Here is a 15,349-nt window from a genome sequence, read left to right on the forward strand (position 1 = left end):
ATGCTCAGATGACTTTGTAGGTGAGGTCGTACAACGCACCTGCCCCGTTGAACTGCTGGGTGAGCTCGCCGCGTCCCTGCTCGTCCGAACGGATGAGTATCGAGCCCACGTCCTGCATCTCGTCGGTCTGGTCATCCACCTCACGCAGCACGATCTCCAGCTGGCCGTCGAACGGCAGCAGCCGGTCCAGATCCACCACGTCCCCCTGGCACATCGATACAGCCTTGAACTGGAACCCATCAGCCCTGCTGATACTGAGCTCGTCGGTTCCACCGGAGTCCTGGGTCTTGACGGCCCGGAGTTCCGACAACTTGGCGAACAACGACATGGCATCCTCCGTTGGATCTTCCCCGCCAGCGGTAGCTGACGAAGTTTGATTCTCGAGTTGCCGGCCCGTAGGCCACATGCGTAGTGCGCTACTTGAATCTGATCTGCGCAAGGGTGCCGGGCGCGGCTCCCGGCGAGCCGCCAGGAACCGCATCAGGCCTGTTCAAGATGCAGATATTGCACTCTGCAGACGCCCTCGCCACCAGGCCAGACGGTCCGGGTCGGTAACCGCGTACCGCTGGAGGCGATCCCGCTCCGGTGCCGGTGGCATCGGAGCCACGGGCAGGTAGCCATCGACCGGCAGCAGGGACCGCGAGTCCGCGACCAGATCGCCGGCAAGCAACCCCCTGGTGCCCAGCTCACACGCGAACGCCAACTCGGGTAATGCCCCGGCCAGCGCGAGCCCTGCGGCCAGGCCGATGGTGGTCTCCAGCGTCGAACTCACCACACAGGGCAACCCGCAGGACTCGGCCACCCGCAACGCGCGGCGAGCCCCGCCCAGCGGTCCACTGGCGAGCACGGCGATGTCAGCCACGTCGCCGAGGCGACGACCCATCGGATCATCGGCGTGGCGAATCGACTCGTCGGCCGCGATGGGCACCTCGACCCGACGCCTCACCTGCGACAGCGCATCGGGCGTCCGGCACGGTTGGGCGACAAACTCGAGTCCGCCGGCCGCCCGCTCGAGCGCTGCGATGGCGTTGACAGCGGTGTCCGGATCCCACCGGCCTTTGGCGTCGCATCGGATCACTCCGCCGGCGCCCAGACCGTCGCGCACGGCCTGCACCCGCTCGACATCCTGTGCCGGCGCCCCGGCAGCCACCTCGACCGCAGCGGTGCGGCAACCGGATGCAGCGGCGATCGCACGGGCGCGGGCGGCGTCGACGGCGGGCACGGTGACCGCGATCGGGACTCGTCCGCGGACCGGGTCGGGCCAGCCGACGGTGCCCGGTTCGGTGGCCGCGGTCAGCCATCGGGCCAGTGCACGGTCGTTCGGCAGTGGGCTGAACTCCCCCCACCCCTGAGGCCCCTCAAGGAGCATGCCCTCGCGGACGGTGAGCCCGCCGACCGGCGCGATGATCGGGATGGCGAAGACGGGCGCGCGCTCGAAGTCGATCAGGGTCTGCACAAGCAGGTGACGCTAGCGGACCGGCCCGGCCTCGCGCCGACAACGGCGCAACTGCCGGTGCCGTCGCAGCGCGCCGCCTAGACTGCGCGCATAGGTCCGGGCAGGTTCAGCTCATGAGGAGACAGCCGATGACGAGCGCAGTGTGGCGCGCGATTTTCACCGTGGTGTCGGCCGCGGTGCTGTCAGCCGGGTCGATGGCGGTCGCCACGATCGTGACTCCGGCCCCCAGCTCGGCGTGCCCGCCCGGAGAAACGGGCGTGACCAATGGTTGCTCACCGTTCTGCCTGCCTGGCCGGCAGCTCGACCTCGCAACCGGGTTGTGCCTGCCGGTGCCGCCGCCGGCTGTCCCGAATGGTGTTGCGACACCGGCTTTCTAAGCCACTACGCTGTGCATCATGGCGCAGGTATTGACGGTCAACGTGGCCCATCCACGGCCCAACACCGCCGAGGGGCGTGCCGTCACCGGCATCGACAAGCGACCCGTCGATACGGCGGTCGCGGTGCGCGCTCCCGGTCCGATGCACGGCGGGCTCGGTAGCGGCCTGGTCGGCGACACGATCGGTGACCAGCAGTTCCACGGCGGCGATGACCAGGCGGTGTACGCCTACGCACGTGAAGACCTCGACACCTGGCAGATCGATCTGGACCGAGAGATAGCCAACGGTGTGTTCGGCGAGAATCTCACCACCGCCGGCGTCGACGTCACCAACGCCGTCATCGGTGAACGGTGGCGCGTCGGGTCCGACGGGCTTGAGCTCGAGGTGTCCCGTCCGCGCATCCCGTGCCGGACGTTCGCAAACTGGTTGCAGATCAACGGATGGGTCAAAACCTTTACCAGAACTGCGATCCCGGGTGCCTATCTACGGCTGGTGACGCCGGGATCGGTCTCTGCAGGCGATGAGATCGTGGTGACCGAACGGCCCGACCATGACATCACCGTCGGTTTCGTGTTCCGGGCCCTGACCCTGGAGCCACAGCACCTGGCCGCCATCCTGCGGGCGCCCGCCCTCCCGGAACCGTTGCGAGACCTGGCCGAACGGCGCACCGCCACCACCTGATTCACGGTGTTCGCTTGCGCTGCAGTCTATTCCGGCCACCTGTTGGCCAAGATCACCTCGACGAAATCCTGGCGCACGAACGAATCGTCGAAGTGGTCCAGCAGATCGGCGTTGACGGTGCCGAAGGTCGACTCCGGCCGATGCCGCACCCCGTCGGTGAATGCCCGCAGGATCCGGTTCTTGAAATCCGGGCGCGGATGGGCGGTCGTCACGGCGCGCAGATCGTCGGCAGACAGGTCCTCGCGGCCGATGCCGAGTACGTCGGTCTCGACACCCGCTGTGACAAGCGCGATCTCGGGATCGAGGAACTCCGGCACGCCCGGCGTGGTGTGCAGCGCAATGCCGAGCCAGACCTTGCGCGCCGCGGCCTCGCCCACCCCGCGCTGCAGCAGGAAATCCCGCGCGGCGTTGGCACCGTCGACTTCGAAACGCAGCGACGAGGTCGTACGGTACGGCTCGTTCAAACCGAGGTCATGGAACATCGCACCCACGTACAGCAATTCCAGATCGGGCTGCAGGCCCCTGCGTAGCCCGTGCAGCGCACCGAAGTAGAACACCCGGCGCGAATGGTGGAACAGCAGGTCACCCTCCACGTCGCGGATGTACTCGGTGGTCTCCCGCACCAGTGCGGTATCGGGCAGTTCGACCCCGGCGAGGTTGTCGGTCAACGGAATCGTCATGACGGTCTCCTTCGAATTCTGATCAACGGGTATGCAGTGGCGGACTGTCCCAGTCTGCGACCGGGCCCGCGGCATCCCATATGTCCGATGAGCCATGTTTCCCACAGAAAGCGACACAATGGACGGATGGCTCAGCGTGACGTCGTCATCGTCGTCTTCGACGGGATGAAACTGCTCGATGCCGCGGGGCCGGCCGAGGTTTTCGCCGAGGCCAACCGGTTCGGTGCCGACTATCGGCTGCGCATCGCCTCGGTCGACGGCGCCGATGTCACCACCTCGATCGGCACGCCGTTCACGGTGACCGATCGAGTCTCCGAAATCGACCGGGCGGACACCGTATTGGTCTCCGGCGGAGACGATCTCGTGGGCCGGCCGATCGATCCCGCCTTGGTGGCCGCGCTGCACGACGTGCCCACGCGGACCCGGCGACTGGCGTCGATCTGCACGGGTTCCTTCATCCTGGCCGCGGCGGGTCTACTCGATGAGCGCCGGGCCACCACGCACTGGCGGCACGTGGGGCTGCTGGCCCGTGCGTATCCCACGATTTCGGTCGAGCCCGACGCCATCTTCGTCCGGGACGGAAACGTCTACACCTCCGCGGGAGTGACGGCGGGCATCGACCTGGCGTTGGCGCTGGTGGAGTCGGATTACGGCACGGATCTGGTGCGCGAGGTCGCGCGGTCACTGGTCGTGTATCTCAAGCGGGCCGGCGGCCAGTCGCAGTTCTCCACGCTGGTCGAGTCGGAGGCACCCGCGGACTCGGCGTTGCGGCCGGCCATCGATTCGATCACGGCCGACCCGACCGCGGACCACAGCGTGAAAAGCCTTGCGGCCCTGGCCTCGTTGAGTACCCGACAGCTGACCCGGCTGTTTCAGGCCGAGCTGGGCACCACACCGGCGCGCTACGTGGAAACGGTGCGGATCGATGTCGCGCGGGCAGCCCTCGACGCAGGCCACCCGGTGGCCGAATCAGCCCGGCTGGCCGGGTTCGGAAGCGCCGAGACCCTACGACGTGTGTTCGTCAACCATCTCGGGCTGTCACCGAAGGCCTACCGGGATCGTTTCCGCACCACGTCCGGCGGTTGACCCGCCACGGTCAGACCCAGCGTGGAAGCTCCTTGCCGATGAGCGGTGCGATCTTGTCGGCCATGTAGGCATGGCCCGCATCGGTGGGGTGTATGCCGTCGGCGCCGATCAGCTCCGGGCGATCGAAGAACCAGCGCTCGGCGATGGGATCGACGAACGTCGCACCCACCTGGTGGGCCTGATCGCGCAGAATGTCGCGCACGCCCAGCAGATTCGGCGGCACCTCGGCATTCACCCACGGCGGTCCGATCACCAGGATCCGCGCGGTCGGCGCGGAAAGACGGGCCCTGGTCAGGGCATCATGGCTCAAGCGCGTGACCGCACCCAGATCGGCGTCCTTGTCGTTGCGCGACCCGAAGAAGACGATCAACGCGTCGTCGGGCTGCACGGCCCTCGCCGTCAGGTCCGCGAAAACGTTTCCATGGTTGCCGCGGGCCTCGTAGCCGGCGCCACCTTCGGCCACCACATCGGCATCCACCTGGACGCCGCGGTCGGCCAGCTCCTTCCAGGCCAGCGGGGCCCAGTTCCGCGGCCCCATCCCACCCTCGGCGAGCATGCCCGTGGTGTAGGAGTCACCGATCACTGCGATGTGGCTGATCTGCGGATCGAGTCCCGAGGTGACATAGCGCCGGGGCGGAGCCTGGGTGAACAGCCCCACCACGAGGGCAAGCGAGACGATGAAAGTGGCCAGACGACTCACTGCAACCTCCACTGCCGGCGAGACCCAGTTCGCCCCGGACCGCGATACCGAAACAGCCTATTGTGTGAACCGCGGCCGTTGATAGGCGGCCGGTGACACAGTGATAACAAGGGCATAACAACCTGTCGCACAGCGGGTTTGGAAGGTTACAACGGTCAGCCGGCGCGGGCGGCGACCTCGTCGGACCGGTCCTCGGTATCGATCCGGTGCAGCTTGGTGTTGGCCTGCTCCACCGGCCGGATATCGACCATTCTGCGCATCCAGCGTCTGGCCGGCTCCTCCACGAGGTGATAGAGCGCGATCGCACCCACCAGTGAGATCGCGAACAGGCCGAGCAGCGTGGCCTTGCCCGAAAGGGTGGGCGTCAGGGTCAACTCGAACTGCCGGGTGGTCCAGATCCAGGCGGTATGCACCAACTCGTGCACCATGTACAGGCCGAACGAGATTTGTCCGCCGTAGACCAGCAGCCGGGTGGACAACAACGCCGGCAGGCTGCCGACCCCGACCGCCATGGCGACCACCAGCGGAACGAACAGAATGTCGACCATGCCGCCGGCGTCACCGACGGTGTTCATCGGATGGTCGTCGAAGAAATACAGCCCGCCGACGATCACGGCGCCCAACACGATCGACAGATAGCCCGCGCGCTTCTGAGTGCGCTCCGTCAGGTGCAGCTTGCGCACCGCCGCGCACGCCAGTGCTCCCGCGGTGAACTGCATGACGATCCGCGGCAACCAACTCCACGGGGTGTAGAAGTGGCCGGTGGCCATCAGGAGCACCACCGGAGGCAACGCCGCGGCCATGGCCAGCAGGACCAGGCTTCGCGCCCGGGTGGCCCGTGCGATCCGGAAGATCACCAGGATCAGCGCTCCGAACAGCAGGTAGGCCAGCCATTCGGCACTGATCGACCACGCCGGCCCATCCCAGCTCGAACCGTCGAAGTAGGGCTCAAACCACAACTGGACCAGGAAGAGTTGGCGCACATAGCTGACGGCGTTGTAGCCGCTGGTGTCCTCGGGCGGGACGTGTCCGACGTTGAGCGTGAAGATCAGCCACAACGCGGCCAGGTGCAACGTGACGAGGTATACCGGCCACACTCGCGACAGCCGCAGCCACAGGAAGTGCAACGTGGCCCGGGTAGACCAGGTCGGCCCCATCCGGTCGATGTAATTCCAGGTCAGGACGAATCCGCTGAGGATGAAGAACAGATCGACGCCCTGCGCGCCCCGGTCCAGCACGGGAGCCAACGCCTCGGTGACGTCAGGTGCCACCTGATAGAGCAGAGGCCGGAAGTGGAAAAGGACCACCCACACCGCCGCGACGATGCGCAGCCCCGTCAGGGCCTTGATCTCTGCGCCGCGCACAACACCCTTTTCCGTCTCCACCCAGCTGATTCGTCACATCGCTGTTTTGTCATGTCATAGCCGCGGCTGACCGGGCGAATCGGACCGCGATCGGCGCAACCGGCAGCCCTCGCAGACTAGCAGCGTGCCGATCAACCGGATGTTGGCCGCGCCGTGTGTAGCTCCTGTGAGATGCCTGGGCATCGCAAACGGCGGCCCGGGTGATCTTGTGCAGCAAGGGATTGCCCCTCCGGCGCGGGCCCACCGGAGTGCCATCGAGCAGCCCACGACGGGGGTGTCCGCTCAATGGCAGTCGGCCCAGCAGCCGGATAGGCTCGAGGGTGTGATCTCTCGGGGAGGTTTGAGATGACCGGCATCATCGGCCGCTGCGCGGCGGGCGTGGGCGCTGTCTTGGCGCCATTCGGTTTGATGGCGGTGGTCACGGTGGCCACACCTGCGGTCAGCTGGGCCGACTGCGGGGCCGGAGAATGGTGGGACCCGGTGGCGAGTGTGTGTCGCCCGCCGGTCGTTCCGTTGGGTTGTGAGAACGGCTCGTGGTGGGACCCGGTGGCCAATACCTGCCGCCCGCCGGTGGTGCCGCCACCGCCGATGTGCGACAACGGCTGGTGGTGGGATCCGGTCGAGAACGCTTGCCGGCCGCCGCTGATCCCGCCGGGCTGATCGCTGCGTGCCGAAGCGTCAGGGCATCGGCACCGAGGAGCCGTCGTAGTTGCGGGCGTTGTTGTTGAGCGTATTCATCCACGCGCGGAGCTTGGCTTGGCCGACCAACGCCGGGATCGGGCCACTGGCCGGGTTGTCCGGTACGGCATCGGTCAGCTGCCACGGCTGGCAACCACTCGTCTTGAACGCCTTGTCAGTGGCGTCGATCGTGATGACCTGTGGTTTCTTGGTGAATGCGTTGTCGATGATGTCGCCGCCGTGCAGATCGGCCATCCGCTTCCAGTAGCACGTTCCACCCTCGACCGGGCCGGCTGATGCGTAGTTGCCCGGTTGGATGTCGGTACCGACCACAAAGAGGCCGTCGTGGTCGATGGCCTGGGCGGCCGCAGGCGCCGCGGGCGGCTGGGCATCGGGTGCCGCCGCGACCGGCCCCGGCGGCGGACCGGGGGGCGGGCCGGGCAGCGGACCCGGCGCGGGGACAGGTGCCGGAGTCTCCGGATCCGCGGCGGCGATGCCACTGAACGCCCCACCTGCGGACACCGCCAAGGCGGCAGCGAAGATCACGGCTTTCATCGGCTTCATGAAAACCCAGCGTACCGGGTACGGCGGTGTGGTCGGACGGGCTCGGCAGGAGCGGTGCGTTGCCAGAACCAGCTGACGTGATCTGTGGCACGCTCGCGGTGTGGAGCCTCCGCATCCCGATTCCGGCGTACCTCACCTGGCCGACGTCGTCCCCTCGGTCCTGGCCGCGATGGGGGTCCCTGGATTCGAGGCGCGCATTCCGTTGCCCGGCCCGATCCGCGGGGCATGTGTCCTGTTGATCGATGGGCTCGGCGCCGAGCTGCTCGCCGAGCATGCCCGGATCGCGCCGGTCATGTCGGGCCTGGCGGATCAGTCGCCGTCGCGGACCCTATGCGTCGGATATCCGTCGACGACGGCAGCGGGGTTGGCGGCGATCGGCACCGGGTGCCGTTCCGGCGAGCACGGTTTCGTCGGCTACTCGTTTCGGGTCCCCGAGGCCGGCCCGGAATTCGACGTCATCAATGCGTTGCGCTGGCGGCCCCATCCGTGGGGCCCAGACCTGCGCGAACGCGTGGTGCCCGAGCAGGTACAGCCGTCGCCCACCACGTTCGAGCGCGCCGTTGCGGCCGGATTCGACGTCTCGGTCGTCTCGAGCGCCGAGCACGCCCGGTCTGGCCTGAGCCGGGCGCTGCTGCGGGGTGCCCGTTATGTCGGTGCACACGCCCTCGGCGACCTGGCCGCCGAAGTCATCTCCGCCGTCGCGGGGTACGGATTCTGCTACGGGTATCACGCCGACCTCGACCTGGTGGGCCACCTGCACGGCCCCGGCTCTCCGGCGTGGTGCATGCAATTGCGGCAGGTGGACCGCCTGGTGGAATCGGTGTTGACGGCGCTGCCCGCAGAGTGCCTGCTGGCGGTGGTGGCCGACCACGGAATGGTCACGGTGGACCAGGCCGCGGTCACCGACATCGACGCGTGCGAGCCACTGCGCGCCGGCGTGGTCGCCGTGGGCGGCGAGGCTCGCGCCCGCCATGTCTATACCGCCGCCGGGGCGGCCGACGACGTCCTCACAACCTGGCGCGGCACGCTGGCTGAGTCCGCATGGGTGATGTCACGGGAAGAAGCCATAGCAGCCGGCTGGTTCGGTGACCGGGTGCGAGACGACGTCCGGGGCCGCATCGGTGATGTCGTCGCCGCCGCCCGCGGATCGGCCGCACTACTGCGACGAACCGCCGAACCCATGGAGTCCGCATTGATCGGCCAGCACGGCTCACTGACGAGTGCCGAGCAGTATGTCCCACTGCTCGCCGCGATCAGTTGAGCAAACCGCACACCCCGAACAGGCTTAGATGGGCTAAGATTCACCGCATGAAGCTTGCAGGGCTGGCAGCAATCGGTGCCGCGGCGGCTATCGCCTTCGCCGCTCCCGCACACGCCGATCCGGACACGGATTTCGCCAACGAGTTGCACACTTTCGGTATCTATGGGCAGAAGGACTACAACGCCTGGATCGGCAAGATCATGTGCAAGCGGTTGCACAACGGCGTCGACCACAACGCCCAGGACTCAGTCGGTTTCGTCAAGAAGCAGCTGGACAAGGACAGCACCGACGCTCAGTCGTGGCAGTTCCTGGGTACCGCCATCAACTACTACTGCCCCGATCAGCGCTTTGTCTACGAACAGGCCGCTACGTAGTCGTAGTCTGATTTCCGACGCCGATCTGAAGATTTTGGAGCGAGATGTTGAACCGCAAGAGTCTCAATAACCTGATCCGCACCAGCGTCGCTGCGTGTGCCGTGGCCGGCAGCCTGGCCGGCGCCGGGATCGCCACCGGCCTGACGGTCGGCACCGCCTCCGCCGATGCCACCGACGACTACCCGATCCCCAACCGCATCCTCAAGACACCGTGCACCGCCGAGCAGATCATGGCCGCCGCCCGCGACGTCGAGCCCGTGTACTACGAGCGCTACATGATCGACTACAACAACAAGCCCGTCGCCGATCAGCAGGGCGCCCAGGACCGGATCCACTGGTTCTTCTCCATGGACTACGCCGGACGCCGCCAGTACTCCGAGAACATGGCCACCAACGCCTTCTTCGAGAACATGTCCTGGCGCTGGCCGAACTGGGCCAAGCTGTTCTTCAACAACAAAGGCGTCGCGGCCAACACCACCGACGTCTGCCAGAACTACCCGCCCAACGACATGTCCGTCTGGAACTGGCACTAGTCCGAAGATTAGTGACGGTTGAGGCTCACCGCCGACACGGCGGTGAGCCTCGCTGATTCCGTTAGCTCCATCACAGTCGACAGTCCCGCCTGCCTCTGTCTGCCTTCGACGCGCGTTAGATCGCGGCGCAGAAGACCGCTTGACCTCCGGTTACGTACCGCGAGGCGGTGAATCGCCATCGACCCCCGGGCAGGCGCGCGGATGCGGCGCCACACCTGCGTCACCGTTTTGCCACTCATTTAAATAGGCTAATATCTCGCTAACTTTAGTTAGCCATTCGGCTAGACAACGAGGCGTGATCGAGGTGAACATGGTGCAGACGTACTGCCCCACCGACTGCCGTGCCGTCGGCATGTCGACACCGCCCTGCCTCCCCATTGCCCATATCGCCCACAATCGACGGACCGGTGCCATTTCACGATGACCAACGCGACGAAAAGCTCTCGCCGGAAACAGTTTTCAATCACAGGCCTGGCCAAGAAGTTCTGGATTCCGTTGATCATCGCCGCAGTGGTGCTGGTCGGCGGCTTCACGGTGATGCGGGTTCGCACGTTCTTCGCCGCAGGCGACGGCACCGGCATCTCCAGCACCAAAGTCGATGACACCAAGCCCTTCGACCCCAAGGTCGTGGTCTACGAGATCTACGGTGAGCCCGGAGCCACCGCCGACGTGAACTACCTCGACCTCGACGCTCAGCCCCAGCGCATCGACGGGGTGACCCTGCCGTGGACGTTGCGGTTGGAATCCACCGCCCCGTCGGTCTTCCCCAACATCGTCGCGCAGGGCAACGGCAACACGATCACCTGCCGCATCACCGTCGATGACGAACTCAAGGACGAGAGAACCTCCAACGGCGTGAACGCCCAGACCTTCTGCTTGGTGAAATCTGCATGAGCACCCACGACGCCCCGACCGAGTCGATCCCGGTCACCGGGCCGAGGCATGCCCAGCACGGCGGGATCGCCAAGTGGATCCGGCGCCTGGCAGTGCCGATCATCATCGGCTGGATCGCCCTCATCGCCGTCTTGAACACGGTTGTGCCCCAGCTCGAAGAGGTGGGCAAGATGCGGTCGGTGTCGATGACGCCGGACGAGGCGCCGTCGATGATCGCGATGAAGCGCGTCGGCGAAGTGTTCCAGGAGTTCAAGTCCAACAGCTCGGTCATGATCGTGCTCGAGGGCGACCAGCCGCTGGACATCAAAGCGCACGACTTCTACGACGAGATCATCGACAAGCTCGAGGCCGACGACAAGCACGTCGAGCACGTCCAGGATTTCTGGGGCGATCCGCTGACTGCCTCCGGCGCCCAAAGCGCGGACGGCAAGGCCTCGTATGTTCAGGTCTACACCGCCGGTAACCAAGGCGAGGCGCTGGCCAACGAATCGGTCGAGGCCGTCCAGGCGATCGTCGAGAGTGTCACCCCGCCGCCCGGGGTCAAGGCCTACGTCACCGGGCCGGCCGCACTGGCGGCCGACCAGCGCATCGCCGGTGACCGCAGCGTACGGATCATCGAGGCGCTGACCTTCACCGTCATCATCATCATGCTGCTGCTGGTCTACCGGTCAGTGGTGACAGTGCTCCTCACTCTGGTCATGGTGGTGTTGTCCCTGTCCGCGGCCCGCGGCGTCGTCGCCGCGCTGGGCTACTACAACATCATCGGGCTCTCGACATTCGCCACCAACCTGCTGGTGACATTGGCGATCGCGGCCTCCACCGACTATGCGATCTTCCTGATCGGCCGATATCAAGAGGCCAGAAGTGTCGGTGAAGACCGAGAGTCGGCCTACTACACGATGTTTCACGGCACCGCCCACGTGGTGCTGGGCTCGGGCCTGACGATCGCCGGCGCCACGCTGTGCCTGCACTTCACGCGGCTGCCGTATTTCCGGTCGCTGGGCATCCCGCTGGCCATCGGCATGGTCACCGGTGTTGTCGCCGCACTGACGCTGGGGCCTGCGATCATCTCGGTGGCCAGCCGGTTCGGCAAGACGCTGGAACCCCGGCGCGCCATGCGCACCCGCGGGTGGCGCAAGATCGGTGCCGCGGTGGTGCGCTGGCCCGGACCGATCCTGGTCGCCACCATCGCACTGTCGCTGGTCGGCCTGTTGACCCTGCCCGGGTACCAGACCAATTACAACGACCGCAAGTACCTGCCGCCGGACCTGCCGGCCAACACCGGCTACGCCGCATCCGATCGGCACTTCTCCCAGGCGCGGATGAACCCCGAGCTGCTGTTGATCGAGAGCGATCACGACCTGCGCAACTCGGCGGACTTCCTGGTCGTCGACCGCATCGCCAAGCGAATCTTCCAGGTGCCCGGCATCTCCCGGGTGCAGGCCATCACGCGCCCGCAGGGAACACCGATCGAGCACACCTCGATCCCGTTCCAGATCAGCATGCAGGGCACCACGCAGATGATGAACATGAAGTACATGCAGGACCGCATGAAGGACATGCTGGTTCAGGCCGACGAGATGCAAAAAACGGTCGACACCATGGAGCGGATGCTCCAGCTGACCAAGGAAATGTCGGACACCACCCACAGTATGGTCGGCAAGATGCACGGCATGGTTGACGATGTCGCCGAAATGCGGGATCACATCGCCGATTTCGACGATTTCTTCCGGCCGATCCGCAACTACCTGTACTGGGAACCACACTGCTTCGACATCCCGATGTGCTGGTCGATCCGGTCGATCTTCGACACCCTTGACGGCATCGACACCATGACCGACGACATCCAGAAGATGATGCCGGACATGGACCGGCTCGATGTCCTCATGCCACGGATGCTCACCATCATGCCGCCCATGATCACCACGATGAAGAACATGAAGAACATGATGCTGACCATGCAGGCCACCATGGGCGGGCTGCAGGATCAGATGGAAGCGTCGATGGAGAACGCGACCGCCATGGGCCAGGCCTTCGACGCATCCAAGAACGACGACTCGTTCTATCTGCCGCCGGAAACCTTCGACAATCCCGACTTCAAGCGCGGCATGAAAATGTTCCTGTCCCCCGACGGGCACGCCGTGCGGTTCATCATCAGCCACGAGGGCGACCCGATGAGCCCCGAAGGCATCTCACACATCGCCGGCATCCAGAACGCCGCCAAGGAGGCGATCAAGGGCACCCCGCTGGAGGGGTCCAAGATCTACCTCGGCGGCACCGCGGCCACCTTCAAGGACATGCAGGAAGGCGCCAACTACGACCTGCTGATCGCCGGAATCGCCGCGCTGTGCCTGATCTTCATCATCATGTTGATCCTCACGCGCAGCGTGGTGGCCGCCGCGGTCATCGTCGGAACGGTGGTGCTGTCCCTGGGCGCATCCTTCGGTCTGTCCGTGCTCATCTGGCAGCACCTGATCGGCCTGGAACTGCACTGGATGGTGATCGCGATGGCCGTCATCGTGCTGCTGGCCGTCGGCGCCGACTACAACCTGCTACTGGTCTCCCGATTCAAAGAAGAGATCCACGCGGGCCTCAACACCGGCATCATCCGCGCGATGGGCGGCACCGGATCGGTGGTCACCTCGGCCGGCCTGGTGTTCGCGTTCACCATGATGTCGATGGCAGTCAGCGAACTGGCCGTGATCGGTCAGGTGGGCACCACGATCGGCCTGGGCCTGCTGTTCGACACCCTGGTCATCCGCTCCTTCATGACCCCCTCCATCGCCGCACTGATGGGCAAGTGGTTCTGGTGGCCGCAGATCGTGCGTCAGCGGCCCAAGCCGGCACCATGGCCCTCCCCCGTCCAGCGCGAGCCGCAGGATTCCCGGGTCTAGTCAGCCTGTTCCAGGCTGGATTTCAGGCTCGACAACTTGAGCGGCCACCGGCGAGCGATCAGATCCCGCACGATGCTGCCCGGCTCGAACCCGTCGTGGGTCACGGTGAGCTCCACCTGATCTCCGACGGGTTCGATGCTCAACGACACCCGTGAGCGCCGTTCTGCCGCGGCTTCGGCAATCGCTTCGCCGCTGAGATCCGGGGCTATCTGCTGGAGTTCAGGCGTGAACCCGTGGAACGTGAAGGCCAACCGCTGATAGGGGTCGGACTCGACGATCACCTGCGCGGGGTCCTCGATCCGAAGTCCGCCCTCGACCCAGGTGTAGGTCGAACCCTTCTGCCAGTCGGACTCGATGGCATGGCCCATGAATCTGCATGAGAACGCCGGATTGGTGACGGCCTGCCACAACCGCTCCGGGGTGGTGCGGATATAGGTCGTGTAGACGAACTCGCCCACCGAGCCGGGGTTCTCCAACACCGTCTTGAGGTCCGACAGGGTCTGCGCCCGCGTGGAGTCATAGCGGTCGATCCAGCGGTCGGCGATGGCATTGATCGGTTCGGCGTTCACGTAGTGCAGCTTTTCCCGGCCTTGCCGGACGGACGTGACCAGATTGGCCGCCTCCAGTATGGCCAGGTGCTTGCTGACCGACTGCCGGGCCATCGACAAGCCGCTGCAGAGCTCGCGCAGGCTCTGTCCGTCCCGGTCATTGAGGCTGTCCAGGAGCAGCCGCCGACTGGGGTCGGCCAGCGCCTTGAATACCTCGTCCACCCTCGCCATCCCCTCAGCCGCGACCGCGCACCAAAACCTCCGTCAATCATGCAGCCAAACGGCTGCCTGTCAACCGGGTCCGATCAGCGAAGACAAGCGATGGAACCGCCGTTGCACACGCCGAACGGGGCCTGTCCAGCCAACCGTCAAGACAGTGCCGACGTTGCCGGCATGAGTCACCCCCGCCCCTCTCTACGGCCGAGGCCGTGGCACGGCGGTCCGCCGATACCCGGGCGGCACCCTTTCCGTGGGATCGATCGAATAGTTCCGAAATACTTGTTACAGCAATATGTTTCGCCGATCGACCGCATGCCGCACGGCGTGAATCCGGCAGGCGAATCACAGCACAAGCCCAGTGCCGCAGCACTATTGGCGATAGTCGAATGCGTACGGCATCGTCCTGGCAAATACGTACCACTGGCAACCGAATTGCCCGCACAGGCAACCACACCCGATCCGTGAAAGCGTGAATCAGTCCATATCCGACACTCCCTGTGAACGGAGTCACATATTTTGCCCGCCCAAAATCCCCTCTGCTAGCGTCCCGCCGCATGTTTGCTATCGCGACGCTTATGGCGCTTGTCCAGCAGGTTTCGGGCACGCCGTACATCTCCGGTGGAGACTCCCCGGCCGGTACGGATTGCTCCGGCCTGGCCTCCTGGGTCAGCAACATGGCCACCGGCCGTCCTGTCTACGGTGACCGCTTCAACACCGGCAACCAGGAGCGGGCCCTGCTGGCCCGTGGCTTCAAGTACGGCAGCCAGCCCGGCGCCCTGGTGATCGGCTGGAACAGCGGCCACACCGCCGTGACCCTCCCGGACGGCACCCCCGTGTCCTCGGGCGAGGGCGGCCACGGCGTGCGGATCGGTGGCGGCGGCGCCTACCAGCGCCAGTTCACCCACCACATGTACCTACCGGTAGAAGCCGCCGCACCGCCGGATGCGCCCGCAGATGCTCCCCCGCCTTTCGGCGCGCCACCGCCGCCCCCAGCCCCGATCAACCCGATGGCCGCCCCGGCTCCCGTTGATCCCTTCGCA

The 15,349-nt window shown here is 65.8% G+C and carries 17 protein-coding genes; 10 read left to right on the top strand and 7 right to left on the bottom strand.

The window, feature by feature from the left end; all coding sequences use genetic code 11:
• Positions 1–4: 4 nt before the first annotated feature.
• Both E0T84_RS04170 and E0T84_RS04175 read right to left on the bottom strand, forming a co-directional pair.
• Positions 5–328 carry a hypothetical protein gene (locus E0T84_RS04170; protein WP_070188051.1) on the bottom strand — a complete coding sequence of 108 codons (324 nt, stop codon included), beginning with the start codon at positions 326–328 and terminating at the stop codon, positions 5–7.
• A 162-nt stretch (positions 329–490) separates the two neighbouring features.
• Positions 491–1,456 carry an o-succinylbenzoate synthase gene (locus E0T84_RS04175; RefSeq protein WP_138743830.1) on the bottom strand — a complete coding sequence of 322 codons (966 nt, stop codon included), beginning with the start codon at positions 1,454–1,456 and terminating at the stop codon, positions 491–493.
• Positions 1,457–1,584: 128 nt separating this feature from the next.
• On the opposite strand from E0T84_RS04175, the gene E0T84_RS04180 reads away from it, so the two are divergent.
• Together E0T84_RS04180 and E0T84_RS04185 are read left to right on the top strand one after the other, a co-directional pair.
• A complete protein-coding gene (locus tag E0T84_RS04180; protein WP_138743831.1) occupies positions 1,585–1,833 on the top strand; it encodes a hypothetical protein in 249 nt (82 codons plus the stop codon).
• 18 nt (positions 1,834–1,851) lie between these two features.
• Complete coding sequence (locus tag E0T84_RS04185; RefSeq protein WP_138743832.1) at positions 1,852–2,514, top strand: MOSC domain-containing protein; 663 nt, start codon at positions 1,852–1,854, stop codon at positions 2,512–2,514.
• 26 nt (positions 2,515–2,540) lie between these two features.
• Here E0T84_RS04185 and E0T84_RS04190 read toward each other — a convergent pair whose 3' ends face one another.
• Positions 2,541–3,194, bottom strand: coding sequence for an HD domain-containing protein (locus E0T84_RS04190; protein ID WP_138743833.1), 654 nt, complete (start codon positions 3,192–3,194; stop codon positions 2,541–2,543).
• Positions 3,195–3,320: 126 nt separating this feature from the next.
• Here E0T84_RS04190 and E0T84_RS04195 point away from each other — a divergent pair, with 126 nt between their 5' ends.
• Entirely contained in the window at positions 3,321–4,280 is a 960-nt protein-coding gene (locus E0T84_RS04195) for a GlxA family transcriptional regulator (protein ID WP_138743834.1), read from the top strand.
• A gap of 10 nt (positions 4,281–4,290) precedes the next feature.
• Here the strand turns inward: E0T84_RS04195 and E0T84_RS04200 are convergent, their stop codons facing one another.
• Positions 4,291–4,980: a GDSL lipase gene (locus tag E0T84_RS04200; protein WP_070188076.1), complete on the bottom strand. Its 690-nt coding sequence runs from the start codon at positions 4,978–4,980 to the stop codon at positions 4,291–4,293.
• Between the two features lie 155 nt (positions 4,981–5,135).
• Positions 5,136–6,344, bottom strand: a complete 1,209-nt coding sequence (locus E0T84_RS04205; protein ID WP_138743870.1) for an acyltransferase — start codon at positions 6,342–6,344, stop codon at positions 5,136–5,138.
• Positions 6,345–6,689: 345 nt separating this feature from the next.
• Between E0T84_RS04205 and E0T84_RS04210 the strand changes: the two genes are divergently transcribed.
• On the top strand, positions 6,690–7,004 hold the full coding sequence (locus tag E0T84_RS04210; RefSeq protein WP_138743835.1) for a hypothetical protein: 315 nt from the start codon (positions 6,690–6,692) through the stop codon (positions 7,002–7,004).
• An 18-nt stretch (positions 7,005–7,022) separates the two neighbouring features.
• On the opposite strand, the gene E0T84_RS31780 is transcribed toward E0T84_RS04210, so the two are convergent.
• Positions 7,023–7,586 (bottom strand): hypothetical protein, encoded by a 564-nt coding sequence (locus E0T84_RS31780; protein WP_171054901.1) that lies wholly within the window; start codon positions 7,584–7,586, stop codon positions 7,023–7,025.
• 100 nt (positions 7,587–7,686) lie between these two features.
• Here E0T84_RS31780 and E0T84_RS04220 point away from each other — a divergent pair, with 100 nt between their 5' ends.
• The 5 genes from E0T84_RS04220 (at position 7,687) to E0T84_RS04240 (ending at position 13,542) form a co-directional block, all read left to right on the top strand.
• Positions 7,687–8,847: an alkaline phosphatase family protein gene (locus E0T84_RS04220; RefSeq protein WP_138743836.1), complete on the top strand. Its 1,161-nt coding sequence runs from the start codon at positions 7,687–7,689 to the stop codon at positions 8,845–8,847.
• Between the two features lie 47 nt (positions 8,848–8,894).
• Positions 8,895–9,221 carry a DUF732 domain-containing protein gene (locus E0T84_RS04225; RefSeq protein ID WP_070185519.1) on the top strand — a complete coding sequence of 109 codons (327 nt, stop codon included), beginning with the start codon at positions 8,895–8,897 and terminating at the stop codon, positions 9,219–9,221.
• Between the two features lie 44 nt (positions 9,222–9,265).
• Entirely contained in the window at positions 9,266–9,754 is a 489-nt protein-coding gene (locus E0T84_RS04230; RefSeq protein ID WP_171054902.1) for a DUF5078 domain-containing protein, read from the top strand.
• 420 nt (positions 9,755–10,174) lie between these two features.
• The gene (locus tag E0T84_RS04235; protein WP_138743837.1) at positions 10,175–10,648 is read left to right on the top strand and encodes an MmpS family protein; all 474 of its coding nucleotides are present in this window, start codon (positions 10,175–10,177) and stop codon (positions 10,646–10,648) included.
• Positions 10,645–13,542: an RND family transporter gene (locus E0T84_RS04240; protein WP_138743838.1), complete on the top strand. Its 2,898-nt coding sequence runs from the start codon at positions 10,645–10,647 to the stop codon at positions 13,540–13,542. The genes E0T84_RS04235 and E0T84_RS04240 overlap by 4 nt, the downstream gene beginning before the upstream one ends.
• On the opposite strand, the gene E0T84_RS04245 is transcribed toward E0T84_RS04240, so the two are convergent.
• Positions 13,539–14,312 carry a metalloregulator ArsR/SmtB family transcription factor gene (locus E0T84_RS04245; RefSeq protein WP_138743839.1) on the bottom strand — a complete coding sequence of 258 codons (774 nt, stop codon included), beginning with the start codon at positions 14,310–14,312 and terminating at the stop codon, positions 13,539–13,541. The two genes, E0T84_RS04240 and E0T84_RS04245, sit on opposite strands and share 4 nt — an antisense overlap.
• 551 nt (positions 14,313–14,863) lie before the next feature.
• Here E0T84_RS04245 and E0T84_RS04250 point away from each other — a divergent pair.
• Positions 14,864–15,349 (top strand): NlpC/P60 family protein (locus E0T84_RS04250; RefSeq protein ID WP_138743840.1); only part of this gene is annotated, 486 nt, incomplete at its 3' end.

The organism is Mycobacterium sp. DBP42 (assembly GCF_005924235.1).
In the GTDB taxonomy this organism is placed as follows: Bacteria; Actinomycetota; Actinomycetes; order Mycobacteriales; family Mycobacteriaceae; genus Mycobacterium; species Mycobacterium syngnathidarum.